The sequence below is a fragment of the Dokdonia genika genome, assembly GCF_042652845.1.
In the GTDB taxonomy this organism is placed as follows: Bacteria; Bacteroidota; Bacteroidia; order Flavobacteriales; family Flavobacteriaceae; genus Dokdonia; species Dokdonia donghaensis.
In genome coordinates, this window is record NZ_JBHSHB010000016.1 from 55,270 (window position 1) to 79,438 (window position 24,169).

The 24,169-nt window shown below is 37.2% G+C and carries 22 protein-coding genes; 14 read left to right on the forward strand and 8 right to left on the reverse strand.

Annotated elements, in window-relative coordinates:
- Window positions 1–30: 30 nt before the first annotated feature.
- The 7 genes from ACFO5T_RS09900 to purB all read left to right on the forward strand — a co-directional run bounded on the left by ACFO5T_RS09900 (window position 31) and on the right by purB (window position 7,790).
- Window positions 31–1,014: a stage II sporulation protein M gene (locus ACFO5T_RS09900; protein WP_299148885.1), complete on the forward strand. Its 984-nt coding sequence runs from the start codon at window positions 31–33 to the stop codon at window positions 1,012–1,014.
- A gap of 11 nt (window positions 1,015–1,025) precedes the next feature.
- Window positions 1,026–1,967 (forward strand): hypothetical protein, encoded by a 942-nt coding sequence (locus ACFO5T_RS09905; protein ID WP_380034013.1) that lies wholly within the window; start codon window positions 1,026–1,028, stop codon window positions 1,965–1,967.
- Window positions 1,960–2,766, forward strand: coding sequence for a DUF4129 domain-containing protein (locus ACFO5T_RS09910; RefSeq protein WP_380034015.1), 807 nt, complete (start codon window positions 1,960–1,962; stop codon window positions 2,764–2,766). The genes ACFO5T_RS09905 and ACFO5T_RS09910 overlap by 8 nt, the downstream gene beginning before the upstream one ends.
- The gene (locus tag ACFO5T_RS09915; protein ID WP_380034017.1) at window positions 2,763–3,980 is read left to right on the forward strand and encodes a DUF4350 domain-containing protein; all 1,218 of its coding nucleotides are present in this window, start codon (window positions 2,763–2,765) and stop codon (window positions 3,978–3,980) included. The genes ACFO5T_RS09910 and ACFO5T_RS09915 overlap by 4 nt, the downstream gene beginning before the upstream one ends.
- The gene (locus tag ACFO5T_RS09920) at window positions 3,980–5,026 is read left to right on the forward strand and encodes an AAA family ATPase (protein ID WP_380034019.1); all 1,047 of its coding nucleotides are present in this window, start codon (window positions 3,980–3,982) and stop codon (window positions 5,024–5,026) included. Before ACFO5T_RS09915 ends, ACFO5T_RS09920 begins: the two co-directional genes overlap by 1 nt.
- Before the next feature lie 8 nt (window positions 5,027–5,034).
- Window positions 5,035–6,369, forward strand: a complete 1,335-nt coding sequence (locus ACFO5T_RS09925) for a DUF58 domain-containing protein (protein WP_380034298.1) — start codon at window positions 5,035–5,037, stop codon at window positions 6,367–6,369.
- A 77-nt stretch (window positions 6,370–6,446) separates the two neighbouring features.
- Complete coding sequence (gene purB / locus ACFO5T_RS09930; protein ID WP_380034021.1) at window positions 6,447–7,790, forward strand: adenylosuccinate lyase; 1,344 nt, start codon at window positions 6,447–6,449, stop codon at window positions 7,788–7,790.
- A gap of 85 nt (window positions 7,791–7,875) precedes the next feature.
- Here the strand turns inward: purB and ACFO5T_RS09935 are convergent, their stop codons facing one another.
- From ACFO5T_RS09935 to ACFO5T_RS09950, 4 genes are all read right to left on the reverse strand, one after another.
- Window positions 7,876–9,525, reverse strand: a complete 1,650-nt coding sequence (locus tag ACFO5T_RS09935; protein ID WP_380034023.1) for a hypothetical protein — start codon at window positions 9,523–9,525, stop codon at window positions 7,876–7,878.
- 154 nt (window positions 9,526–9,679) lie between these two features.
- The gene (locus ACFO5T_RS09940) at window positions 9,680–11,026 is read right to left on the reverse strand and encodes a GntP family permease (protein WP_380034025.1); all 1,347 of its coding nucleotides are present in this window, start codon (window positions 11,024–11,026) and stop codon (window positions 9,680–9,682) included.
- A gap of 3 nt (window positions 11,027–11,029) precedes the next feature.
- Entirely contained in the window at window positions 11,030–11,530 is a 501-nt protein-coding gene (locus tag ACFO5T_RS09945) for a gluconokinase (protein WP_380034027.1), read from the reverse strand.
- On the reverse strand, window positions 11,530–12,432 hold the full coding sequence (locus tag ACFO5T_RS09950) for a DUF72 domain-containing protein (RefSeq protein WP_380034029.1): 903 nt from the start codon (window positions 12,430–12,432) through the stop codon (window positions 11,530–11,532). The genes ACFO5T_RS09945 and ACFO5T_RS09950 overlap by 1 nt, the downstream gene beginning before the upstream one ends.
- Before the next feature lie 176 nt (window positions 12,433–12,608).
- Between ACFO5T_RS09950 and ACFO5T_RS09955 the strand changes: the two genes are divergently transcribed.
- Window positions 12,609–13,364: a hypothetical protein gene (locus ACFO5T_RS09955; protein WP_021778882.1), complete on the forward strand. Its 756-nt coding sequence runs from the start codon at window positions 12,609–12,611 to the stop codon at window positions 13,362–13,364.
- Window positions 13,365–13,449: 85 nt separating this feature from the next.
- Window positions 13,450–16,536, forward strand: a complete 3,087-nt coding sequence (locus tag ACFO5T_RS09960; protein ID WP_380034032.1) for a WD40/YVTN/BNR-like repeat-containing protein — start codon at window positions 13,450–13,452, stop codon at window positions 16,534–16,536.
- A gap of 80 nt (window positions 16,537–16,616) precedes the next feature.
- Here the strand turns inward: ACFO5T_RS09960 and ACFO5T_RS09965 are convergent, their stop codons facing one another.
- Window positions 16,617–17,972 (reverse strand): NAD-dependent succinate-semialdehyde dehydrogenase, encoded by a 1,356-nt coding sequence (locus ACFO5T_RS09965; RefSeq protein ID WP_380034034.1) that lies wholly within the window; start codon window positions 17,970–17,972, stop codon window positions 16,617–16,619.
- A 163-nt stretch (window positions 17,973–18,135) separates the two neighbouring features.
- Between ACFO5T_RS09965 and ACFO5T_RS09970 the strand changes: the two genes are divergently transcribed.
- Genes ACFO5T_RS09970 through ACFO5T_RS09980 form a run of 3 tightly spaced genes read left to right on the forward strand, consistent with a single transcriptional unit; the run spans window position 18,136 to window position 19,834 of the window.
- Window positions 18,136–19,038, forward strand: coding sequence for a mechanosensitive ion channel family protein (locus ACFO5T_RS09970; RefSeq protein WP_380034036.1), 903 nt, complete (start codon window positions 18,136–18,138; stop codon window positions 19,036–19,038).
- 17 nt (window positions 19,039–19,055) lie between these two features.
- A complete protein-coding gene (gene hpf / locus ACFO5T_RS09975; RefSeq protein ID WP_021778878.1) occupies window positions 19,056–19,361 on the forward strand; it encodes a ribosome hibernation-promoting factor, HPF/YfiA family in 306 nt (101 codons plus the stop codon).
- A gap of 11 nt (window positions 19,362–19,372) precedes the next feature.
- Window positions 19,373–19,834 carry an arsenate reductase family protein gene (locus tag ACFO5T_RS09980; protein ID WP_380034038.1) on the forward strand — a complete coding sequence of 154 codons (462 nt, stop codon included), beginning with the start codon at window positions 19,373–19,375 and terminating at the stop codon, window positions 19,832–19,834.
- A 72-nt stretch (window positions 19,835–19,906) separates the two neighbouring features.
- Here ACFO5T_RS09980 and ACFO5T_RS09985 read toward each other — a convergent pair whose 3' ends face one another.
- Window positions 19,907–20,503, reverse strand: coding sequence for a nitroreductase family protein (locus tag ACFO5T_RS09985; RefSeq protein ID WP_380034040.1), 597 nt, complete (start codon window positions 20,501–20,503; stop codon window positions 19,907–19,909).
- Between the two features lie 273 nt (window positions 20,504–20,776).
- Between ACFO5T_RS09985 and ACFO5T_RS09990 the strand changes: the two genes are divergently transcribed.
- Both ACFO5T_RS09990 and ACFO5T_RS09995 read left to right on the forward strand, forming a co-directional pair.
- Window positions 20,777–22,075: an OmpA family protein gene (locus ACFO5T_RS09990; RefSeq protein ID WP_380034042.1), complete on the forward strand. Its 1,299-nt coding sequence runs from the start codon at window positions 20,777–20,779 to the stop codon at window positions 22,073–22,075.
- A 145-nt stretch (window positions 22,076–22,220) separates the two neighbouring features.
- Window positions 22,221–22,643, forward strand: a complete 423-nt coding sequence (locus ACFO5T_RS09995; protein WP_380034044.1) for a glyoxalase — start codon at window positions 22,221–22,223, stop codon at window positions 22,641–22,643.
- A 159-nt stretch (window positions 22,644–22,802) separates the two neighbouring features.
- Here ACFO5T_RS09995 and ACFO5T_RS10000 read toward each other — a convergent pair whose 3' ends face one another.
- A complete protein-coding gene (locus tag ACFO5T_RS10000; protein ID WP_380034046.1) occupies window positions 22,803–23,486 on the reverse strand; it encodes a DUF2461 domain-containing protein in 684 nt (227 codons plus the stop codon).
- 96 nt (window positions 23,487–23,582) lie between these two features.
- Window positions 23,583–24,131 (reverse strand): type 1 glutamine amidotransferase domain-containing protein, encoded by a 549-nt coding sequence (locus tag ACFO5T_RS10005; RefSeq protein WP_380034048.1) that lies wholly within the window; start codon window positions 24,129–24,131, stop codon window positions 23,583–23,585.
- Window positions 24,132–24,169: the final 38 nt, after the last annotated feature.

The window sequence follows — 24,169 nt, forward strand, 5'->3', positions numbered from 1 at the left end:
CTTTTTCTTTACCTGTATAATTAAGGGTATATGCGTGAGGCTGCTTTTGTTAAGCAAAATAAGGATAAATGGTTAACATTTGAAAGTGTTCTGGTAAACAAAGACCAGATTCACCCAGATGAGCTATCTAGCCTGTATATGGAAGTTACAGACCACTTAAGTTATGCACAAACGTTTTACCCTCATAGTAAGACTTTAGAGTATCTCAATCACCTTGCTTCACAATCACACCAGATTATTTATAAAACAAAGCGCGAGTCAAGTAAGCGCTTTATTACCTTCTTTACAGAAGAGTTTCCGCTTGTAATGTATCAATACCAGCGACAGCTACTCATTGCATTTTTAGTCTTTCTATTATTTAGCATTATAGGTGCTTATAGCGCTGCTAGTGATGGTGCCTTTGTAAGAAGTATTATGGGTGATGGTTATGTTAATATGACCCTAGATAATATAGAAAAAGGCGACCCTATGGGCGTTTATAAGAAGCAGGGAGAAATAAATATGTTTTTAGGTATTACCATAAACAATATCAAGGTAGCCCTATTTGCTTTTATCTATGGAATATTCTTTACGGTAGGTTCGCTGTATATAATAATGCGTAATGCCGTAATGCTAGGTAGTTTTCAGTATTTCTTTTTTGAGCAAGGTGTAGGCTGGGAGTCTGTACGTACTATATGGATTCACGGTACTATAGAAATTTCTGTGATTATAATTGCGGGATGTGCAGGTATGGTACTAGGTAACTCTATCCTCTTTCCTAAAACCTATACACGCCTAGAATCTTTTAAGAGAGGAATGAAAAACGGGCTTAAGATTGTAGTGAGCACCATACCCCTTTTTGTTATTGCAGGTTTTCTTGAAGGGTTTGTAACACGCCACACAGAGATGCCAGACTGGCTAGCAATTACGATTATAAGTTGCTCACTTGCCTTAATCATATTCTATTACGTCTATTACCCTATAAAAAAACATAAAGAAGAGAAAGCTCGTCTAGCTGCGCTTCCCACATTATAAAAATTATAAGAATGAGTATAAAGAAATACGTTGAGTTTAGAAAAAAACGTGAACTAGGTGATGTTATAAGTGACACATTTAAGTTCTTAAGGACTAATGCAAAACCCCTTTTTAAAGTACTTGTACGCACTTGTATTATTCCGTTTATTCTACTCATCGTAGCAATAGGTTTTTATACAAACGAGTCTTCTGGGGCAAACTTGATAGCAGCACTAAGTACTGAGAGTGATATAATAGGTTTTGTACTAGCCGGTTGTGGTCTTGCTATAGCTGGTATTATCTACAACTCTATGTTATATGGCAGTACTTCTGAATATATAAAAGCATATGTCGCAAGTGGTGAGGCACCTGAGACAGATGCTATTGTAGAGACTATAAAAAAGAAAACCGGAAACTTTCTTGCTCTAGGTTTTGTAAACCTACTTATCGTACTTGGAGTTGCACTTATTCCTGCAGGTATTGGAGGATTTTTAATCGCCTCTGGGTCTAATGCAATGGGTGTTATCTTATTATTACTTTTGTTTTTCCCACTGTTATATATTTATACAAAGCTTATGGTTATTTTTCCTGCAATGGTAAATAAAGAGCTTACCGTTGTAGCCTCATTAAAAGAAAGCTGGAGACTTGTAAAAGATGAGTGGTGGATGACTTTTATCACCGTTATCATAATGGCATTTTTAATAGGCATTATAGGTTTTGTCTTCCAGATACCTGTATTAATTTATACCATTATCAAAACATTTGCAGCTGTAGATGCTGGATCTATGAGTGACCCTGCTGCTTTATATGACACCGTCTCTATAACCCTACAAACACTCGCTTCAGCAATGAATTATATTTTATACGTAATCCTTGCTATTTCTATAAACCTCATTTACTTTAACCTTAATGAGCGCAAAGACCAGTCTGGAAGCTTAGATCAAATAGACAGTATAGGTCGCACTAATGCATAGACAGCTCTTTCTTATTACGTTTTTCTTTATTTCGCTTTGCGCGAAAGCAACCATCGTACAACAAAATGAAGATGAGACAACCGCCGAAGAAATAGCTATAGAAGAAATAAATAGACCAGAACAAGTTTATAATGACCCTAGAGGCGTCATAATCTATGATGAAGAAAAAGTCTCACCCTTTACCATAGATGAAGCTACATTAAGGGACTATCAAAACGACGATGAGTTTAATTACAAAGAAGCCATTCCAGAAGATACCTGGTGGACTCGCTTTAAACAAAAACTCAATGATATTTATAGCAGCTTTATAAGATGGCTTACTGGTGGTGATGAAGCATCTGGAGTATGGAGGTTTGTGGTAGAGATACTTCCCTACCTACTTATGGCAGGGCTTCTAGCCTTATTTGTCTATATATTTATGAAGATAGATAGTGGTTCTCTATTAATGGAAAATATAAAAGCTCCCGAAGCCTTAATCTCAGATGATGAAGAACTCATACAGCGCCAAGACCTAAATGAGCTTATAGACCAAGCCATAAAAGATGGTAATTACAGACTCGCTGTACGGTTTTATTACTTATTTATCCTTCAGCAATTGAGTACAAAAGACCTTATAGACTGGCAAGTTCAAAAGACTAACCACGACTATATCTTTGAGATTCAAAACACGCAGCTTCAGGGTGATTTTAGAAAAGTCACAGATATTTACGATTATATCTGGTACGGTAATTTTGAGGTAGATAAGACCGCTTTCGCGAAAGCGGAAACCCATTTTAAATCTATAAAAAATCAGTTATGAGTAATAAATATAAGGTTTTAGCCGGTGTGCTGCTCCTTGCTCTTGCTCTGGTGATTTATATGGAGTCTGGGGAGAAAGATGAAGTAAACTGGTTTCAGAGTTATTCTAAAACAGATAAAATACCTTACGGTACGTACGTACTGCACGACCTGCTCTCAAACAGTCGTACCCAAGATAATTTTAAGGAGGTGAGACAACCACCTTATGAGTTTCTTGATGATAGTACGACGGTCTCTGGTACCTATTTATTTATAAATCAATACATACTCTTTGACGAAGCCGAGTCAAAAAAACTACTCTCGTGGGTAAGTAAAGGTAATACGCTATTTATAGGTTCAAGAGGTATAGGCGAGACTATACTCGATACACTTAATTTAAGCACAGATTTATTTTATGATCTGGATAATCTACAACGTAAGCCTCTTGTAAACTTAGTTAACCCTGCACTACATCGCGAGCGCCCATTTTACCTAGATAAAGAAACTACAGCAGGTTACTTTGACCAAGTAGATACACTTACTACAGTAGCCTTAGGAGAGTTTAGCCTTATGGTAGATAAAGACACGCTGCATATGGAGGAGCCTCGAGTAAATTTTGTCAAGCAGTCCTTTGGCGATGGTGAGATTCTCATACACTTAATGCCAGAAGTATTTACAAATTACTTTGTTTTAAGAGAAAACAATTATAAATACACTCAGAACGTTCTTTCATACATAGATCAAGAGAAAGATCTTTTATGGGATAATCACCATAAAAATGGTAAGACCGTTTACTCGAGTCCGTTGTATATTTTCTTAAGAAATAGATATTTAAAATGGGCATACTACATCCTACTTATCGGTACGGTACTCTGGGTAATCTTTGAAGGAAGGCGCAAGCAACGTGCAATACCTATTGTTACACCATTACCTAACCAGACGCTTACTTTTACAAAAACTATTGCTGGTATGTACTTTGATAAAAAGGACCATAAGAGCATAGCCCTTCATCAAATTAATCACTTTCTAGAATTTGTACGAAGCACCTATAATCTAGATACAAATTTTATAAACGATGAGTTTATAAAAAAACTGGCGCTAAAGAGTGATAATACTCTTGAAGAAACGAGATTACTCATTAATTACATAGTATCCTTACGTTCTAGACAAGCACTTACTCAAGAGGAACTTTTAGAACTCAATAAACGCATTGAAGCATTTAAAAAACAAAACTAATGGACGATATCACACCACAAGATTCTGAGCACACTACAGATGGACTTCCACAAGAAAACGTACCACAAGGTGAAGGTATGGCTTTTAAGAATCGTATACCCCTAGAAGAATTACGCACTGCTGTAGAGGCAATACGAGCAGAGCTAGGTAAAATTATTATAGGCCAGCACGAGTTTATAGAGCTTCTTATTGTGGCATTGCTTAGTGATGGTCACGTACTCATAGAAGGTGTTCCTGGTATTGCAAAAACGGTAACAGCAAAGCTATTTGCCAGAACACTTGATACCGCCTTTGGACGTATACAATTTACACCAGATCTTATGCCTAGTGATGTACTAGGTACCTCTATACTTAATATGAAAACTAGTGAGTTTGAGTTTAAGCAAGGGCCTATATTTTCAAATATTGTACTTATAGACGAGATTAATCGTGCTCCTGCAAAAACGCAAGCAGCCCTCTTTGAGGTGATGGAAGAGCGCCAGGTTACTATAGATGGTACAAAGTATAAGATGGACCCACCATTTATGGTACTAGCAACACAAAACCCTGTTGAGCAAGAAGGGACGTATGCGCTTCCAGAAGCACAACTAGATCGTTTCTTATTTAAAATAAAAGTAGACTACCCTACACTTGAGCAAGAGGTTGCCATCTTACAAAGTCATCACGACCGTAAGGGAGGTGCACCACAAGCTGCTATTGCATCTGTACTTGATCCTGCAAGACTTGCTGCGTTTAGAAAACAAGCACAAGAGGTGATTATAGAAGAGAAGATTCTTAACTATGTGGCAGAGATTGTTGTAAAATCACGTACACACCCTCACTTATACTTAGGTGGTTCTCCTAGAGCATCACTAGCTATTATGAATGCGTCAAAAGCATTTGCTGCAATCGCTGGACGAGACTTTGTTATTCCAGAAGATGTAAAACGTGCTGTAGTACCAGTAATGAGACATCGTCTTATTATGGCTCCTGAGCGTGAGATGGAGGGAATGACTACAGAGCAAGTGATAGATATGATTGTACAATCTGTTGAAATACCTCGATAGTATTGGCCATTATTAGATTCATAAAGGAATTATTTTTACACCAGCGTCTATTTTATGGGCTGGCAGTACTAGCTTTGCTATACCTTCTCTCCTTCTGGTTTCACGGCCTTTTTGGAATTACAAACATTTTATTATTGGTGTTTTTGCTTGTGGTATTTATAGATACCCTAGTCCTCTTTCGCGGAAGCGGAAAAATTAAAGCAACACGTGCGCTTCCAGAAAAGTTTTCTAATAGTGACGTTAATGAACTTAAGGTCACACTAGAAAATAAATATCCATTTTCCGTATCTCTTGATATTATAGATGAGATCCCAGTGCAGTTTCAAAAGCGAGACTTTAGTAAGCATATTGAGATACCAGCCAGGGAGTCTAGTTCATTTAGCTATACATTACGACCTACGGAGCGTGGAGAGTATGTTTTTGGACATCTTAATTTATACGCTAGCACAAAACTAAAATTAGTAAGAAGACGTTACCGTTTTGAGAAAGACCAGATGGTAAAGGTATATCCCTCTTTTATCCAGATGAAGAAATATGCCTTTCTCGCACTAGACAATAGACTCACCTTACACGGTATGAAAAAAATACGCCGTATAGGTCACACTATGGAGTTTGAGCAGATTAAAGATTACGTACTTGGTGATGACGCTCGTACTATAAACTGGAAGGCGACGGCAAAGAGAGGTAGCCTTATGGTCAATCAGTTTCAAGATGAAAAGTCACAACCCGTTTATGCATTAATAGACGCCAGCCGGGTAATGAAAATGCCTTTTAAAGGACTTACCCTACTAGATTATGCCATAAACAGTACCCTTGCATTTTCTAACATTGCGCTTAAAAAGAAGGATAAAGTAGGTATGCTCACCTTTGCTGAAGAGGTAAAAAATCACCTGCCTGCTAGTAGTAAGAAAACCCATCTACAAACCATACTAGAGGTGCTTTATAATATAAACACTAAGTTTTTAGATAGTGACTATGGTGGTTTATATAATCAAGTAAAACGTAAAATCACACAGCGTAGTCTATTATTACTGTACACAAATTTTGAACATATTACTGCGCTAGAGCGACAGTTACCTTATTTAAAAGCGCTTTCGCGAAAGCATATTCTCGTCGTTATTTTCTTTCAGAATACAGAGTTAGATCAACTTATTACAAAACCCGCAACCTCCTTACCTGATGTCTATCATAAGACCATTGCTCAAAAAGCAGATTATGATAAAAAAGTAATGGTAGCACGTCTAGAACAATATGGAATACAAACCATATTAACAAAACCAGATGATCTCACTGTAAATATAATTAATAAATATCTAGAGATTAAAGCAAGAGGTATATTATAATACTGTGATTTATCTCTCATAATTCGTTCAGACGGAGTCTAATTTTTATATTTGTCCCTTAACTAAACCCACAACAAATGTCGTTGTCACCACTTCAAGCCATCTCACCTATAGATGGTAGATATGCTTCAAAAACTGAAGCCTTAGTTCCCTTCTTTTCTGAAGCTGCTTTAATAAAATATAGAGTAAAAGTAGAGATAGAGTATTTTATAGCTCTTTGTGAGTTACCACTACCGCAACTTACCGGTGTAAATAAAAACATCTTTACAGACTTACGTGATATCTACCAGAACTTTACAATAGAAGATGCGCAGGCTATAAAGGATATAGAGAAGATAACAAACCACGATGTCAAAGCGGTTGAGTACTTTATAAAAGAAAAATTTGACGCTCTTGAGCTGTCAGAGTTTAAAGAGTTTATACACTTTGGACTTACTTCTCAAGATATAAATAACACTGCAATTCCTTTATCACTTAAGGATGCGATGAATCAATCTTATATCCCACAACTACTGGAAGTTGTAGATCACTTACGCCAGCTCGTAGATGAGTGGGAGAATGTACCATTACTAGCACGCACACACGGGCAACCAGCCTCTCCTACTCGCTTAGGGAAAGAAATACAAGTCTTTGTAGTACGTATAGAAGAGCAACTTAACTTGCTTAATGATATCCCGAGCGCAGCAAAATTTGGTGGAGCTACAGGTAACTTTAATGCACACAAAGTGGCATACCCACATATAGACTGGAAAGCATTTGGACAATCTTTTGTGCACGATACACTTAAGATGCAACACTCATTTCCTACTACTCAAATTGAGCACTACGACCATATGGCGGCACTCTTTGATGGATTAAAGCGTATTAACACCATTCTAATAGATCTTGACCGTGACTTCTGGACATATGTCTCTATGGATTACTTTAAGCAAAAAATTAAAGCCGGTGAGGTAGGATCTAGTGCAATGCCACACAAAGTAAACCCTATTGATTTTGAAAACAGTGAGGGTAACTTAGGTATTGCAAATGCAATCTTTGAACACCTTTCTGCTAAGTTACCTATCTCTAGATTACAACGTGATCTTACTGATAGTACGGTTTTACGTAATATAGGTGTACCATTAGGACACACACTTATAGGTTTACAGTCAACGGTAAAAGGTTTAAATAAACTCCTTATAAACGAAGCAAAAATCGCTGCAGATCTTGAAAACAACTGGGCAGTAGTTGCAGAGGCAATACAGACCATTTTAAGACGTGAGGGCTACCCTAATCCTTATGAGGCACTTAAAGAGCTTACTCGTGTAAACAGTAAAATTACAGAACAGTCTATGGCAGAATTTGTAGATACTCTTGATGTAAGTTTAGATATCAAGAATGAGCTTAAAGCTATTACACCTCAAAATTATACAGGTATATAGTTTAAGAACGCTTTCGCGAAAGCGTGACATCTATTAAAAACAAAAGGCTGGGAATAAACCTAGTCTTTTGTTCTTTAATGTATAATTACTTTATTATTTGATTCTTTTTAAAAGATCTAGGCTTTTTTAATTTTAGCCTTTGAGTAATTTCTTCATTCTCTTGGCTAAGATCTATTGTCCATAAATCATTGTTATTATTTACAAATATTTCTCCCTGACTATTATTTGTAATCGTATTATTGTCTAACGTCATTTGACTTGTGTAAACGCCGTAACTGCCACCAATTATTATTTTATCTCTACCGGATAGCTTATTATTTATAAAGCTCCAGCTTCCATTTCCATAAGCATTTACTGTACTCTCTAAACGTTCGTCAAAAGTGCAGTTTTGGATAGTAATAGTATTATTATCTAATCTAGTCACCTTGCTACTTGCAGTAAGAGCATTACCTATTGGTTTTATAGAAGGATTAGAATCATCTATAATAAAAGAACAATTATCATAACTAATGTTATTCTTTATATTACCTAAAGTTTTCAAATAAGAGTTATTGATTGGTTTAATTTTATTTGTTTCTAGATCGTAAGGCAATAAAAATCTACAATTCCTAAAACTTCCATCTACTGAATTAATTAGATTTTTAACAGATAACGTACTATTAGTTACAGAGAACCGAATAGATCTCACTAAAAAATTTGATGAAACCAAACTATCAACCGTAAGCGAACTATATAATGGATTGCCATTATCACTTTCTGTGTAATCTAAAGTTTGAATAATACTGTTCTTAATAGTCACGTGCCGTTCTCTTCCCTTAATCGCAGACATAGACCTAACGGGCTCTATTTGGATATACCGTAAATCTAACTCTTTCATTGTAATACTAGGGCTAAAACAACTTATCTCTAAGTCTCCTCTCTGTCCATAATTAATAGCTCCTTTTATGGAGCCGTTAAAATTTCGTTCTGTAATATTCTGAATTACAACATCATTTACTAAGACATTTGATGATGAAAAATTAATACCTGCGCCTATTTTGTCTATAATTTCTAAGTCTCTCAAAATTATTGCATTAATTTTACTTGACACATTTTTACTAGCCGCCCAAGACCATCCGTGTGCCTGCTCCCAAGTGTATAATGTAGCAGGACTTTTAGTCAGTGATCTACCATTTTTGTCGATAGAAAAGTTTGATAATTCTATTTCATTAATATTGTTAGAATTATTTAAGTAGTGGTAAAATATCTTAGTATATCTACCTAGACGTTGTGTTTTACCATCTATTTCTCTAAAAATGGTTTTATTCTTACCAGCACCTACTAGTCTAAAGCTCTGGTTGTTTTTGTTCATATTAATTCGTAGAGAAGTATTTCCAGTGATGCTATTACGATCACCTACTAGATAAATTCCTTCATCTACATATAGAGTTTTATCGAGGTTAATAGCCGCATCTATAGCCTTTTGTAGATACTTAATGTTATCTGTACCATAACTACCTAAAACATTTACCACATCTTTGGACGCCTTATCCGCAATTTTAACCTTATTATTATCAATTACCGAAATTATCGTACTTACTAAATGTTCCGCATTTTTTCCTGCAAATGCGATACTTACAGATTTACCTATATCTAAACTTGTAAAACTTGCTGTAGGTGAAGATAAGATATCACCTTTTAAAGAAAAATCTGAAAGTTGTAACGCATCCCCCTTGGCTCCGTAATTTTTAGCCATAATGTACGACTGTGATTTGTCAACATTACCAATTACTGAAATTGGCCTATTATTCCCGACTTTATTCACGTCAACACTCAGTAATTGCGTGTTTCCACAAGAATTGAAAATTAAACAAAACAAAATTATTATCATTCTAATCATAAGTAAGGTATTATACTATAAACCAAAGCACTGTAGACACCACAAGCCCAACAATAGCAATAAGTGAGGTCATTACCGTCCACGACTTAAAGGTTTCTTTTTCTGTAAGGCCAAGGTACTGTTTTACAAGCCAGAAGCCGCTATCATTTACGTGAGAAAAGATACTCGCACCAGAAGCTATGGCTATGACAAGCACAGCTAGTTGAGGTGCACTAGTCTCAGAGAGACCTAACAGTGGTGCGGTTATACCGGCAGCGGTAATCATTGCAACGGTGGCACTCCCTTGTAAAACACGGACAATAGCTGCGACTATAAACCCAAAAATTACAGGAGGAAAGATATCACTGCTCAAACTTTCTGCTATCATTTTACCGGCTCCAGTATCTATTAATATTTGTTTAAAAGCCCCGCCGGCACCTGTAAGTAATATAATAACTCCTGCTGGGTACAGTGATTTTGTAGATATATCTAATAATTCACTTTTAGTAAATCCTTTCTTTATCCCTAAAAAGTACCAAGCAACTAGATTTGCAATAATAAGCGCCACAAATGGGTGCCCCAGAAGATCTGCACCATAGATAAGCCACGCTGGCAACTCCCCTTCTGCAAATAACGGACTATTAAGCACCGTGTTACATACAATTAAAAATATAGGGATTGCTATGATGAGTAATATGGTTCCAGCACTAGGAGCGTTATCTGGGACTTTCATCTCAGAAACCATATCTTCTGGTGTCTCGATATGCATTCTTTTTGATAAATACTTTGCAAGCATAGGCCCAGCAATTATTGCAGAAGGTATACCTGCTATAAAACCAAAGATGATGACATAACCTAAATCTGCTCCTAAAATTTCGGCAACGGCTATGGGACCTGGTGTAGGTGGTATAAATGTATGTGTGATGGCAAGTCCTGCAAGTAAGGGTATAGCATACAACAGTAATGACTTCCCTGTTTTCTTTTGTAATGCATAGATGATGGGGATAAGTATAATAAATGCCACATCAAAAAATACGGGTATCGCTACAAAGAAACCTGTAAGCATTACTGCCCAAGGAGACTTTTCTATTCCGAACCTACTTAACAAAGATGCTGCGAGCCTTTGAGCACCACCAGAACGTTCTAGTATGGCTCCAAACAAAGCTCCTAGACCTACCACAGTGGCAACAAAACCAAGAGTCCCGCCCATTCCATTCTTTACAGAATCTAGTATAGAGGATGGTTGCATTCCAGCAATAACTCCTACGGCAATACACGTGATAAGCAATGCAAGAAAGGCTTGCATTTTTAATTTTAAAATAAGAAATAGCAATATTGAGATGCCTATTATAACAGCAAAGAATAGTTGGTAATCCATAAATTATGCTTCTATTTCTTTTAAAATGTCTGTAAGTATTTGATCTGTACTTTGGGCAACAGATACTTTTATACCGTATGACGGAACTTCAAGTGTGTCATATTGTGATTGTAATAACGAGGGATTAAAAAAGTGATTTTGCCTTGATACAAGTCGCTTGCTTATAGTCTCAAAACTCGCATCAAGATAGACAAAGTTTTGTTTTGCTTTCGCGAAAGCGTTATCACTATACAATCGCTCCCTATACACCTCCTTGAGAGCAGAGCACGCTAGAACTGCACCTTCTGCCTGTGACCACATATTTATTTTAATCGCTAGCACATCTAGCCACGGCCACCTATCACTATCTTGTAAAGGCTTCCCAGAAGCCATTTTATCAATATTTACTTGAGGGTGAAAATCGTCGGCATCATAAAATGGTAGGTCTAGAGCTGCCGCAAGCTTTTTACCTATAGTGGTTTTACCGCAGCCAGAAACGCCCATAACTATATATACTACACTCATCAAAAAAGGGTATTTGTCGTACTACTTGCACTTTGTGGTACGCGTAGATTAATTCCTAACGCAGGGTTGAGTCGCTCTATAAAATAGGCAGATAGTAAGGTGGACTCTTGCTCGATGTTTTGGTGTATAAAAAAATGAATTTTACGTAGGCCAAGACTCACCCAGTACGTAAGTCGCTCTACCCAAGCATCTAGTCGTGCATAATCACTAGGATGGTTTGCTCCTACATAACGTATAAAGGCCTCTCCATTTGTTAACCTCATATGCATAATGTCTCGCCTTCCAGCAGTGTCTACCAGAACATTTGCCATATTATGCTCTTCTAGAAGGGTATATAATCGCTCTGCAGTGTCTGGGTTATTAAACCAGTCTGTATGCCTAAACTCTAACGCGATGGGAAGCGCTTCTGGCCAGTGGTTTACAAAATTATCTACACGGTCAAAATCTTTGGGTTGAAAGTTATTGTGCATCTGTAAGAACACGGTACCCAGCTTTTCTTTGAGCATCGCCACGTGATCTACATACTCTGGGATAAAATCTTGAGCATCTATAAGTCGCTTACGGTGACTTATCATATTTGTGATTTTTGGGAAGAATTTAAACCCCTCTGGCGCTTTATTATACCACTTCTCAAACTGCTCTTTTGGGAACAGCCTGTAAAATGTAGCGTTAAGCTCTATACTATTAAACTGCTTTGCATAATACGAAAGTTCGTCTTTAGTTCCTCTGGGGTAAAAACCTTTGAGCTCTGCTTTATTCCATTTTGCACAACCTACATAGACTTCTAGATTTTTGTTTTGCGCTTTCGCGAAAGCGTCCTCAATCACACCTCTAGTTGCAGGGTGATCTGGAGGTAAGGTAAAATCAATTAACTCTGGTTGCTCTACGGCGCCAAATTTCATACTCTTAAATTTTTATAATATGTTCTTTACTGTGACTAAAAATTTATCATATCTAAAGAACTACGGGTTTAAAGATAATGTAAGTACACAAAAGATGATATTTTATTGAATAACTTGTAACATTATGCGCTCTTAATAGTCTTATGTGCAAACAAGAATCATTAACACAACATCATATGAAAACTATCAAATTATTACTAGTTGCCGTTATCGTAAGTTTTACCACAATGGCACAGGCACAAACAGCCGAAGAAATCATTGCAAACTATTTTGAAAACACAGGCGGGATGGATGCCTGGAATTCTCTGGAAGCTCTAAAATTTGAAGGCGCGATAAAAGTTCAAGGTATGGAACTACCTATGACAATGATTCAGACTAAAGAAGGAAAACAACTTTCTGTTGCAGAATTTCAAGGAATGAAGTTTTACCAAGGTGTTTTTGACGGTGAGACTATGTGGAATACAAACCAAATGACAATGGCTGCCGAAAAGAGTGATGCAGAGACTACTGCAAATGCAAAGCTAGAGATGAATGACTTTGGTGATCCATTTTTAAACTATGCAGATAAAGGGTATACTGTAGAACTTTTAGGTAACGAGACTATTGAAGGGACGGAAACTTATAAAATTAAACTCACAAAAGAACCTACAATGGTAGATGGTGCAGAAGTACCTACCGTAGCATACTATTATTTTGATATGGACAACTTTGTACCTATTGTAATAGAGCAAGATCTACTTACAGGTCCAGGTAAAGGAATGACAGGACAGACTAAGTTAAGTGACTATCAAGAAGCTGGCGGAATATATTTTCCTTTCTCTATTGTAGCTGGTGCAAAAGGACAACCTGGAGGACAAGAAATTGTAATTAAATCTGTTGAAATTAATCCCGAAGTATCTGATGAGATGTTTGCTTTTCCAGAAGGAAAATAAAAAACACATATGACATAATCCCCAAGAAATCTTGGGGATTTTTTTAGCGCATATTTTGAGAAAATATCAATCCAAACCAACCCATATGAAAACTAAACACATCCTCCTAGGTCTGTGTATTGCTGCACTAAGCATACCTACCCAGGCACAAGAAATTGCCCTCAAGGGCAAAGAACTCTTTGGCGATATTACCGCTAGACAGATAGGACCCGCTCTTATGTCTGGTCGTATTATAGATATGGAAGTTCACCCTACTAATGCACAAATCATTTACACCGGTACCGCAGGTGGTGGTGTATGGAAATCTCAAGATGGAGGTGCTAGCTACGCTCCTATTTTTGATGATCACATACAGTCTATAGGTCAAGTGGCTATAGACCCTACAGATCCAGATCAAACGGTATGGGTAGGTACAGGAGAAATATGGACTCGTAACTCAGTCTCTGTAGGAGATGGCCTATACCGCACAAAAGATGGAGGTAGCAACTGGCAAAAAATACCAGGTTTTGATAACAGTGAGCGCATCTCTGGTATTGAGATAGATCCTAATGATAGTAATACAGTGTATGTAGGGGTGCTGGGTGCTTTATGGAGCGATAGTGATGATCGTGGTGTTTATAAAACAACAGATGGCGGTAAGACTTGGGAAAAAGTTCTTTACATAAATAATACTACAGGTGTTGCAGATCTTATTATGGATCCTAGCAACTCAAACACACTCTATGCTTCTATGTGGGAGTTTAGACGTACGGCTTGGGATTTTAACTCTGGCGGTGTTAACTCTGGCCTGCATAAATCTACAGATGGTGGTAAGACCTGGAAAAAAATACACAATGGTTTTCCAGAAGGTAAATTGGGACGTATAGGCGTTGCAGTATCACCTAGTGAGCCTAGCATTGTCTATGCGGTAATCGAGTCAGAACAAGAAAAAGATAAAGGATTATACAGATCTGAAGATGGCGGAGCAAACTGGAAACGTACTAATGGAGACTTCTCACTTACTGTGCGCCCGTTTTACTTTTCAAGAATAGTAGTAGATCCAAAAAATCCTGATGTAGTAGTAAAAGGTGGACTTAGTGGTTCAATATCTCGTGATGGTGGTAATACCTTTAAACCTCTGGGCAATATGCACTCAGACATACACGATATTGTTTTTGACATAAACAATTCTGATATGATGCACGTGGGTACAGATGGTGGCGTATATCGCTCTTGGAATGGTGGTACAACAATGGAAATAGTATCTAACCTTCCTTTATCTCAATTTTATCACATCTCTGTAGATAATGCAGAGCCTTATAATATTTACGGTGGTTTACAAGATAATGGTTCTTGGTACGGTCCATCTTCTTCTCCAGGTGGGATAGAAGCTAGAGACTGGACACGTGTAGGTGTAGGTGATGGTTTTAGAGTACTACCCCACCCTACTAAGGACATACTATATTCTGAGATGCAAGGTGCAGATAATGTGTGGCGTTATGATATGAAGCGTAACTACACAAAAAATGTAAAACCACTACCTGCAAAGGGTAGCGCAGATCTACGCTTTAACTGGAACCCTCCTATGGCAACAAGTACGCACCAGCCAGATCGCTTTTATATGGGGAGCCAGTTTTTACACGTGAGTGAAGATATGGGTGACACCTGGAAGGTAATCTCTCCAGATCTTACTACAAATGACCCAAAAAAACAAGAAAAAAACTCTGGAGGACTCTCTGCAGATAACTCGGGAGCAGAAACACACACCACGATATTTACTATTGCAGAATCACCTATAAATGAAAAAGTTATTTGGGTAGGTACAGATGATGGTAATGTGCAAATAACACGCGACGGTGGCGCAAACTGGACTAATGTAGTTGCAAATGTACCAGGCCTACCAGCAAATACTTGGGTATACCACATAGAAGCATCTGTGCACGGTGCCGGAACTGCATACGCTGTTTTTGAAGGACACGCAAGAGGTGATATGAAACCTTATGTATATAAAACTACAGATTATGGTAAAAGCTGGAAAAGTATCACAACAGATGATATTACAATGTTTGCTCGCAACATTCAAGAAGATTATGAAAATGAAAATCTACTCTTTTTGGGAGCAGAAAATGGTCTGTATATAACCGTAGATGGAGGTCTTAATTGGTCAAAATTTACAAATAACTTTCCAGCGACCGCTGTTCACTTTCTTGATTTACAAAAACAGACTAATGACCTTGTTGCTGGTACTCACGGGCGTGGTGTTATTATCATAGATGACATAAGTATCTTAAGAGATATCAAGCCAGAAATACTAGACAAGAATGTACACTTTTTTGATACTAAGCCAGGTACAATGGTAGAAGAAGGCGGTTTTGGCGGCGGAAGCACAGAGCTTGAGTTCGTGGGCCCTAACCCTGGAAATGCTCTCAAAATCAAATACTATCTAAAGAAGAGACACACCTTTGGTAAAATGACGCTTGCCATACAAGATATGGAGGGCAATGAGATAACAACGCTTGCGCCAGGTAAATCAAAAGGAATAAACATTGTCTCTTGGAACTATGCAAGCAAGTCACCTAAGCTTGCCGCGGCAAAGACATTTGCCTTTGGAGGGTTTACTCCAGTAAGAGTACAGGCAGGAATGTATAAAGCAGTTCTTAAAAAAGGTAAGGACACTTATGAAACAACCTTTGAAGTAAAGAATGACCCAAAATCATTTATTACAGCACCAGAAAGAAAGGAGCAATATAAAACTTCAAAACAACTTTTTGATGTTCAAGAAGATCTAGCATATATGGTGTATCAAATTAACTTGATGGTAAACAGTGCTCAAGATGCCATAGAGGCAAATGCAAAAGCAACAAAGGTTGCACAACCACTCATAGATGACCTCAATGAGCTTAAAAACACACTAGTAGTTACCACAGGTGACAACTACGTAGGTACTGCCCCACCACAACTTAGAGAAAAACTAAGCACACTGTACAGTGATGTTGCTTCAAACTATGAAGCGCCTAGTGCTGCTCAAAAGGAGAATATAAACTTACTACTAGAACGCTTTAATACTGCAAAAGCAGACTTTAAAAAGATTAAATCAAAACGCCTAGTGAAGTTTGAAAAATACTTAGAAAAGCTAGAAATGAAGCCTATTACCTTTGATACTAAAGAAGCCTTTTTAGATAGCAAAGAGTAAACGATAATCACTCATAATAAATCCCGATGTGCAACTGCATATCGGGATTTTTATTTTTACGCTTTCGCGAAAGCGGATACCTATTTTATATAAACCGTTTTTTTATTTACAAACTCTTGTATACCATCTAGCGATAGCTCCCTACCATAACCTGAAATCTTAGTCCCGCCAAAAGGTAAGTTAGGATTACTCTTAACCATATCATTTACAAATACAGCACCATCGTCAAAAAGTGGTATAAGCTTTTCTATGCGCACCGTATCTTGAGTAAAAATTGATACTCCTAACCCAAAATCTGACTGGTTTACAAGATCTACAGCTTCCTGATCATCTGTAAAGCGGGTCACCCCTATCACAGGCCCAAAGGTTTCTTCTTTAAAAATACTCATCGCTGGCGTTACTCCGGTAACAATCGTAGGCTCAAAATAGGCTTTCTGTCTATGACCTCCTACTAGCACTTTGGCACCAGCATCTACCGTTGCTTTGAGTTGCTCTTCAAGTTCTATAGCGAGGTCTTCACGTGCCATTACTCCTATGTAGGTATCTTTATCAAGAGGGTCACCAGACTTTAGTTGTGTTACCGCTTTCGCGAAAGCGTACATAAATTTATCATATACCTTATCGTGTATCAAGAGTCTTTTACCAGCAATACAGCTCTGCCCCGTGTTTTGAAAACGTGCCTGAACACAAGTGGTCACTGTTTGCTCAAAATCACAATCATCAAAAACCACTAATGCATTACTGCCTCCTAACTCAAGTACAGATTTCTTAATCTCACTAGCTGCTGTACTAGCCACGGCAGCACCAGCCGGTTTACTCCCAGTAAGAGTGATTGCCTTTATACGAGCGTCACGCACGATATTTTCTATACGGTCACTACCCACGGGCATATTTTGAAAAACACCTTTAGGTAAACCTGCTCGTTCAAAAACTCTCTGGATATTCTGGGCGCTTTGCATTACATTACTTGCGTGCTTAAGTACTCCTATGTTACCCGCCATAAGCGCAGGCGCTATAAATCTAAAAACCTGCCAGAAAGGATAGTTCCAAGGCATTACGGCTAGTACAACACCTATAGGTTCATAACGTACATAACTTTTTGTAGCGTCTGTTTCTATTGTTTTTGGTGCGAGGTGATCTGGAGCATTATCTGCATAATATCTACATACCCAAACACATTTTTCTACCTCAGCGATGGCTTGTGTTATGGGCTTTCCCATCTCAAGTGTCATAGTTTTTGCATACTCCTCCTTATTTTTTTCTAGCTCTAAGGCAACATTGTGTAAATGCTCTGCACGTTCTGTAAAGCTCGTGGTACGCCATTCTAAATAAGTGTGCTGTGCTAGGGCAAGCGTTTCTTCAATTTCTTGAAGATTAAAAGCTTTTATTGTTGCAACTTCTTCGTTATTATATGGGTTTGTTGAAGTAATATTCATAGTCTATTTTTTTATAAAGTTACACCGCCTATAAAGGATTGTGTGTATGGTTAAGAGCATTTTAACGCAACATAGGTAAAAGGTCTTAACAAAATGTGAATTGGTTTTGTTTTAAGAAAGTTTGCAAACTTTAAACGTACTTTTAAAACTACCAACCATTATTATGAGCATAATACAACAATCTACTACAACTACAATTTCTGAAGCATTTAATAATGCGACAGAGAGCTTTATAGAACAGCTACCGCAAATCACAATGGGTGTACTAATCATTGTGCTAGGAGTTTTAATAGCTGGATGGATAGGCCGTTTTGCAAGAAAGAGAATTTCAGCTAAAACAGACGATCCTTTAATGAGCAAATTTTTGGGCACCGCTATTAAGTACTTGGTAATTATAATTACTATAATGCTGGCATTACGCGCAGCGGGACTTGCTGGTGTAGCTACGGGAATACTCACCGCTGCCGGTGCAAGTGCTGTAGTACTAGGGTTTGCATTTAAGGATATAGGCGAAAACTTTATAGCAGGTATTATTCTTGCGTTTAATAGACCTTTTGATGTAGATGATACTGTTATGGTAGGGTCAAATTTTGGGAAAGTAAAAACTCTTGATTTAAGATATACAAAGCTCAAAACCTTTGACGGCAAAGATGTTTATATACCTAATAGTGATGTACTCACAGAGCCCGTTACAAACTACACAGAAGATGGTTTTTACAGATGGGACTTTGTGATAGGTATTGCTTATGAAGATAATATAGAAGGTGCAAAAGAAACCGTACTTAGAGCTCTTGAAGATGAGCCTAATGTTATTAATGACGAGATACACGAAAACTTTGTAATAGAAGATGAACTTGCAACAAGCACCGTAAATCTTAAAGTTTTCTTTTGGGTAGACACTAAAGACTTTAGAAAACAAGCAATGATCACAAAGGGTAATGTGGTACGTAAAGTAAAAGAAGCACTAGAAGATGATGGATATTATATGCCAGCAGATATACAAGAAATTAAACTCTATGGCGGTGTAAAGGAATTCCCGCTTAGTTTTAATAAGAATACTAATTAAATTAAAAATAGATAACTATGGAAATAATATTTGAATATCACGACGTAACTGCAAGTGCTGAGTTAGAAGCTTTCGCGAAAGCGCAATTAGAAAAACTTGCAGATAAATATCAATTTATACACAGAGCAGATGTGTTTTTTAAACTTGAAAATACCTCAAGTGACGAGACGGGAAAAATTTCTGGAGTACGCATAAGTATGCCTGGTCCAAGATTATTTGCCGAGCATAGCTCTGACGACTTTTACCCTTCACTAAAGGAAGCGATAAATGAAGTAGAAGTTCAGTTAAGAAAGAAAAAAGAAAAAATGCAAGCTCACCACTAAAACCTAAAAGAATGCCAACCGATATGACACTAGCAATAGATAATAATGAACTCATTGTGATTTACTCACAAGAGTCTAGTATAGGAAGACAAGTAATAGGCTATACCAAGAGTAGCGAGAGTAAAGTAAATCTGATTAATATATCAGAAGCTGGACTTACAGGTACTCAATGGAGCGAGGTAGCAGATATGCTAGGCGCTAGTATAGATGAACTTGTTTCTAAGGATCATCCAGATGTAGATGATTTTGCAAAAGATGCTACACTAAGCGATGACGACTGGATTCATTTTATACAAAATAACAGCAATGCTATACAAAAACCTATCCTTATTAAAGGTAAAAAAGCTATGCAGGTTGAAACCCCATCAGACGTTTTACAGTTTATTGATGTAGATTCGGCTGGGTTAGGAAAGCACCCTGTAGGTGATGAGCCAGAAATAGCACCTAACACTGATGATGAACAACAAGTATAAAATTTAAAATTCATCTCATAAAAAAGGAGCCACTTTATTAAAGTGGCTCCTTTTTATTAAAATAGCTTACAACTATTTTTCAAAGATTTGCTCATTGAAATCTCCATTAAAAGTAAAAGAATGTTGAGATTTTCTTGATCTTAATTTTGTCTCTTCTTCTTGAAGGTCATCAGATAGTTTATCTAAGTCACCTCCATAATAGCCTATAGCCGTTGCCGTGGCAATATGATAGTTATCTGGCATAGCAAACTCTGTCATTGCTTTCTTATAATTTACACCGGCCATTTGATGTAGCGCTATTCCTAATTGTTGTGCTTGTACAGACACATTACCCATAAAAAGACCTAAATCGTGTAGCGCGTGAAAATTATCTCTTCCATCTGGAGTAGTCTTTTTATAACCGCCTAGCATAAGTGCCTGCGCATTATTTGCCCACGACTGGTTAAATTCATCTAGGCACGAGTAGATACGATCATATGCCTCTGTCCCTTTAATACCCCATATGATAACCCACGGCTGGTGATTATTTGAACTAGGAGCCCATCTCCCTGCTTCAAATAAAACCCTAAGCTGCTCTTCTGAGATGGCTTCTTTTCCAAAAACTCTTGGACTCCATCTGTTCTCTATGAGTGTGTTAATAGGGTATGCTGTTGTTGTTTCTTTTTTCATATTATTTTTTGCCTAAAAGTATTTTTATCATATCAAACCACTAGTCACATTAATAAAAATTAACGTGTAGAAGCTTAATATTTTAACTATTCTTTATAAAATGGGAATATTTATACAAAATATTCAATTAAAAAGTTCAATTTTTGAATGGATTATAACTAAAATTCAGCGTGTTAAGAATATGGTAAATCTTAGTTAATAAGTACGAATATTCTTGTTTAGGCAGCATTAAAGATTAATTTTGCGGCTGAATTTGAACTAACAATAACATTTATGAAAAAGATTACACTTGCTATAATCGCATTAGTAGGAATGCAAATAGCAACAAATGCACAAGAGAGCAACGATACCGCTTCAAATGACTTCAACAAATGGTCTGTGGATCTTACTGGCGGAGTAAATAAAGCTGTAAGACCTCTATCAACCGGAGCTTACTCTAATACTCCATCTCTATATACTGTTACCGGAGGTGTTAGATATATGTTTAATGAAAAGTTTGGTCTTAAGGGAGGAGTTGCTTACAATAGTTTTCAAAACGACGACAACAGCACTGAATTCGATACTGCTTTATACAACTTTTCTTTAGAGGGTGTTGTTAATGCTGGTAACATTTTGGGTTTTAGAGATCTTACAGATCGTTTCAATCTTCTAGTTCACGGTGGTATGGGATATTCTCAACTTACAACAGATACCCCAGCAGCTGTGAGAAATTTTGGTGATGGTGACAATATGATTAGCTTTATGGCAGGTATTACACCTCAGATAAAAATAACAAACAGAGTTGCTTTTGTAGCAGATTTAACTGTAGTAGGAAATGTTCGTCAGAATTTAACTTTCGATGGATTACAAGATCAAGGACAAGTTAGTGGTTTTGATGGTTTTTATGTAAACGCAACTGCAGGTATAAATATATACCTAGGTAAAGCAGAGAAGCACGCAGACTGGTACTCAAGCAAAAACGTTGCTGAGGAGCAAATCGCAGACTTACAGAACCGTCTAGCAAAAGTTGAAACAGATCTTATCGATACAGATCAAGATGGTGTTGCAGATTACCTAGATCGTGAGCCTAACACTATTTCTGGTGTAGCAGTAAATACTAAAGGTGTGGCTGTAGACCAAAACAAAAACGGAGTGCCAGACGAGTTAGAGTCTACGCTAGATAACCGTTACGCTAAGAAAGGTGATATCCCTTCTTCTACTACAGCTATCGCTTCAGGAGATGACGTAATCAAAAAATTAATCGAAGATGGATACGTAAACGTATACTTCCAGTTCAATAGCACTAAGCCTGAAACTTACAGCCTTGAGTCTATTAACTACCTTATTAAGTATATGACTGAAAATGCTGGTGCATCTGCTCAACTTGTAGGTTATGCAGACGAGATTGGAAACCCAGCAACTAACCAACGTCTTTCTGAGAGAAGAGCTCAAAAAGTAAAAGATATTATGGTAGCTGCAGGAATCTCTGCTAGCCGTCTTACTGCAACAGGTAACGGTGAAGATGCTTCTGTAGATAAAAACTCTGCTCCTGCTCGTCAGTTAGTAAGAAGAGTAACTTTTAAACTTAACTAATCGATTATAGATTACTTTAAGTGTTAATTGCAAAGCCTCCGATTTTTCGGGGGCTTTGCTCGTTAATAAGGTGTTGAGAAGTATTGAGTACGCTTTCGTGAAAGCGCACAATGATTACCTAACTTTAAAGAAAACACAAGGAGTTATGAATGATAGACCAAATGATATTAAGAGAATACGTCCAGAAATTCCAAAAGCTCGTGTCAACGACCAAATGAGCGATGAGGAGCGTTTTCAAAACATTACACTCCGCCCGGTGGTAAAATTGCAAAATCCACTGCTTATAGAAATGTTTAGAAACTATATTTCAAAAAGGAAAAATGTGTTTTATAATCTATCTCTTGAGAAGCGACTTGATTATGTAGAAAATGCTGTTAATAAGGATATGAAATTTCGCAATAGTCTTAAGGGAATGATAATAGGACAGTTTACTGTAGAGGAGTATCTTATTTATATACAAAACTCCTCTGCACTTAATAAAAGAATGGCAAACCTCATAAGAGAACGTCTTGTAAGCCAGATACAATTATTTAACAACCCCTCAGACATACTTATCAAAGCAAGTTAATGCAAATACCTACAGACATACCAAAGCCGCAAAACAATAGCCCTATAGATCCCTCATCACCTCTAGAGCTCATTATCTTTATTGCGTTACCCATACTACTTATAGTAGTGTATTTTGTAAACAGAAAACGTGTGAGGAATAAAAGGAAAAAGAAGTAATTTACAATATGGACTCGCCATTGAGATCTGTTGTGAGAACGTCACTCATATAATTAAAAAAGGGCCTTAATAATCTAAAATGCTTAAGTACACGATCGCTAAAGTCACTAGCCATCACTTCTTGATCTGTAAATTCTTTACGTACAAAGAAATTCTTGAGTTTTATTAAATCTATATTTGGGTCGGCTTTTTCAAAATCTCGTGGAGCAGTTTTTACAGCATTACTTGTTTCAAATCCATTAGGAAACGCTTTCGCGAAAGCGGAATCATTAAGTATATCTCTTATCTCACTAGCATCAAGATGAAACTCTGTACGTATTCGCTTGAGATCTTCCTTTTCTGGGTTGAAAAAACCACCTGCAATTACAGATTTATTGCCAGGCTCTATACGTAAGTAATAGCCGCCACGTCTGTGAGCTCCCGCCCTACTATAACTCGCAGACCTATGTACGTTATAAGGGGTTTTATCTTTACTGAAACGTATATCACGATTGATACGAAAGACTTTGAGCTTCTCAATGTCATCGGTTTCATTAAGTCCCGTTTTAATAGTAGCATAGAGGTCTTTTAAAATCTTCTCACTATCTTGATATCTAGATTTGTGTTCTGCCATCCACTCACGTGTATTATTCTTTTTAAGATCTTTAAGAAATGTGAGGGAAGCCCTAGGTACAGCTGTAATCATAAAACGTCTTTAGGTTGTCTAAGTTACTTATATAAATAAAAATAGCCACCACAAAATGTGGTGGCTATTTCAGTCATCAATCAAATCAAACCTGAATTACGCGTGTTGTAATTCGTGCTTTCCTTCTTTTACTTCTTCTATGAGTTTAGCATTAAAAGCTTCTAGATCTCCAGGATTACGACTTGTTACGAGCGCCTCATCTACTACTACTTCTTTATCTACCCACAATGCTCCCGCATTTTTAAGGTCGGTCTTAATACTGTTAAACGATGTCATTGTTCTCCCGTTTACTACATCTGCCTCTATGAGTAATTGCGGTGCGTGGCATATTGCTGCTACTGGTTTGCTTTGCTTAAAAAAGTCTCTAATAAATATAAGCGCGTCATCATTACGTCTTAATTTATCTGGGTTAATAACTCCTCCAGGTAGCATTAGTGCATTATAATCTTTTGCACTTACGTTATCTACTGTGTCTGTTACATTATACTCACCAGACCAGTTACCGTCTGCCCATCCTTTTATGGTTCCTGTTTTCTCACTTATTATATCTACGGTGAAGCCTTCATTTTTCATCGCCTCAAGTGGTGATTTTAATTCACTCTCTTCAAATCCGTCTGTTGCTAATATTGCTACTCTCTTTGTCATAATCTTTCTTCTTTTTTATTAAACAATTAATTATGATA

Coding starts and splice junctions, on each gene's coding strand:
- ACFO5T_RS09990 (WP_380034042.1), top strand. CDS start 20,777: ATGAAAAAGATTACACTTGCTATAATCGCATTAGTAGGAATGCAAATA.
- purB (WP_380034021.1), top strand. CDS start 6,447: ATGTCGTTGTCACCACTTCAAGCCATCTCACCTATAGATGGTAGATAT.
- ACFO5T_RS09995 (WP_380034044.1), top strand. CDS start 22,221: ATGAATGATAGACCAAATGATATTAAGAGAATACGTCCAGAAATTCCA.
- ACFO5T_RS09945 (WP_380034027.1), bottom strand. CDS start 11,530: ATGAGTGTAGTATATATAGTTATGGGCGTTTCTGGCTGCGGTAAAACC.
- ACFO5T_RS10005 (WP_380034048.1), bottom strand. CDS start 24,131: ATGACAAAGAGAGTAGCAATATTAGCAACAGACGGATTTGAAGAGAGT.
- ACFO5T_RS09955 (WP_021778882.1), top strand. CDS start 12,609: ATGAAAACTATCAAATTATTACTAGTTGCCGTTATCGTAAGTTTTACC.
- ACFO5T_RS10000 (WP_380034046.1), bottom strand. CDS start 23,486: ATGATTACAGCTGTACCTAGGGCTTCCCTCACATTTCTTAAAGATCTT.
- ACFO5T_RS09940 (WP_380034025.1), bottom strand. CDS start 11,026: ATGGATTACCAACTATTCTTTGCTGTTATAATAGGCATCTCAATATTG.
- ACFO5T_RS09985 (WP_380034040.1), bottom strand. CDS start 20,503: ATGAAAAAAGAAACAACAACAGCATACCCTATTAACACACTCATAGAG.
- ACFO5T_RS09935 (WP_380034023.1), bottom strand. CDS start 9,525: ATGGCTAAAAATTACGGAGCCAAGGGGGATGCGTTACAACTTTCAGAT.
- ACFO5T_RS09965 (WP_380034034.1), bottom strand. CDS start 17,972: ATGAATATTACTTCAACAAACCCATATAATAACGAAGAAGTTGCAACA.
- ACFO5T_RS09915 (WP_380034017.1), top strand. CDS start 2,763: ATGAGTAATAAATATAAGGTTTTAGCCGGTGTGCTGCTCCTTGCTCTT.
- hpf (WP_021778878.1), top strand. CDS start 19,056: ATGGAAATAATATTTGAATATCACGACGTAACTGCAAGTGCTGAGTTA.
- ACFO5T_RS09980 (WP_380034038.1), top strand. CDS start 19,373: ATGCCAACCGATATGACACTAGCAATAGATAATAATGAACTCATTGTG.
- ACFO5T_RS09950 (WP_380034029.1), bottom strand. CDS start 12,432: ATGAAATTTGGCGCCGTAGAGCAACCAGAGTTAATTGATTTTACCTTA.
- ACFO5T_RS09960 (WP_380034032.1), top strand. CDS start 13,450: ATGAAAACTAAACACATCCTCCTAGGTCTGTGTATTGCTGCACTAAGC.
- ACFO5T_RS09905 (WP_380034013.1), top strand. CDS start 1,026: ATGAGTATAAAGAAATACGTTGAGTTTAGAAAAAAACGTGAACTAGGT.
- ACFO5T_RS09910 (WP_380034015.1), top strand. CDS start 1,960: ATGCATAGACAGCTCTTTCTTATTACGTTTTTCTTTATTTCGCTTTGC.
- ACFO5T_RS09920 (WP_380034019.1), top strand. CDS start 3,980: ATGGACGATATCACACCACAAGATTCTGAGCACACTACAGATGGACTT.
- ACFO5T_RS09900 (WP_299148885.1), top strand. CDS start 31: ATGCGTGAGGCTGCTTTTGTTAAGCAAAATAAGGATAAATGGTTAACA.
- ACFO5T_RS09970 (WP_380034036.1), top strand. CDS start 18,136: ATGAGCATAATACAACAATCTACTACAACTACAATTTCTGAAGCATTT.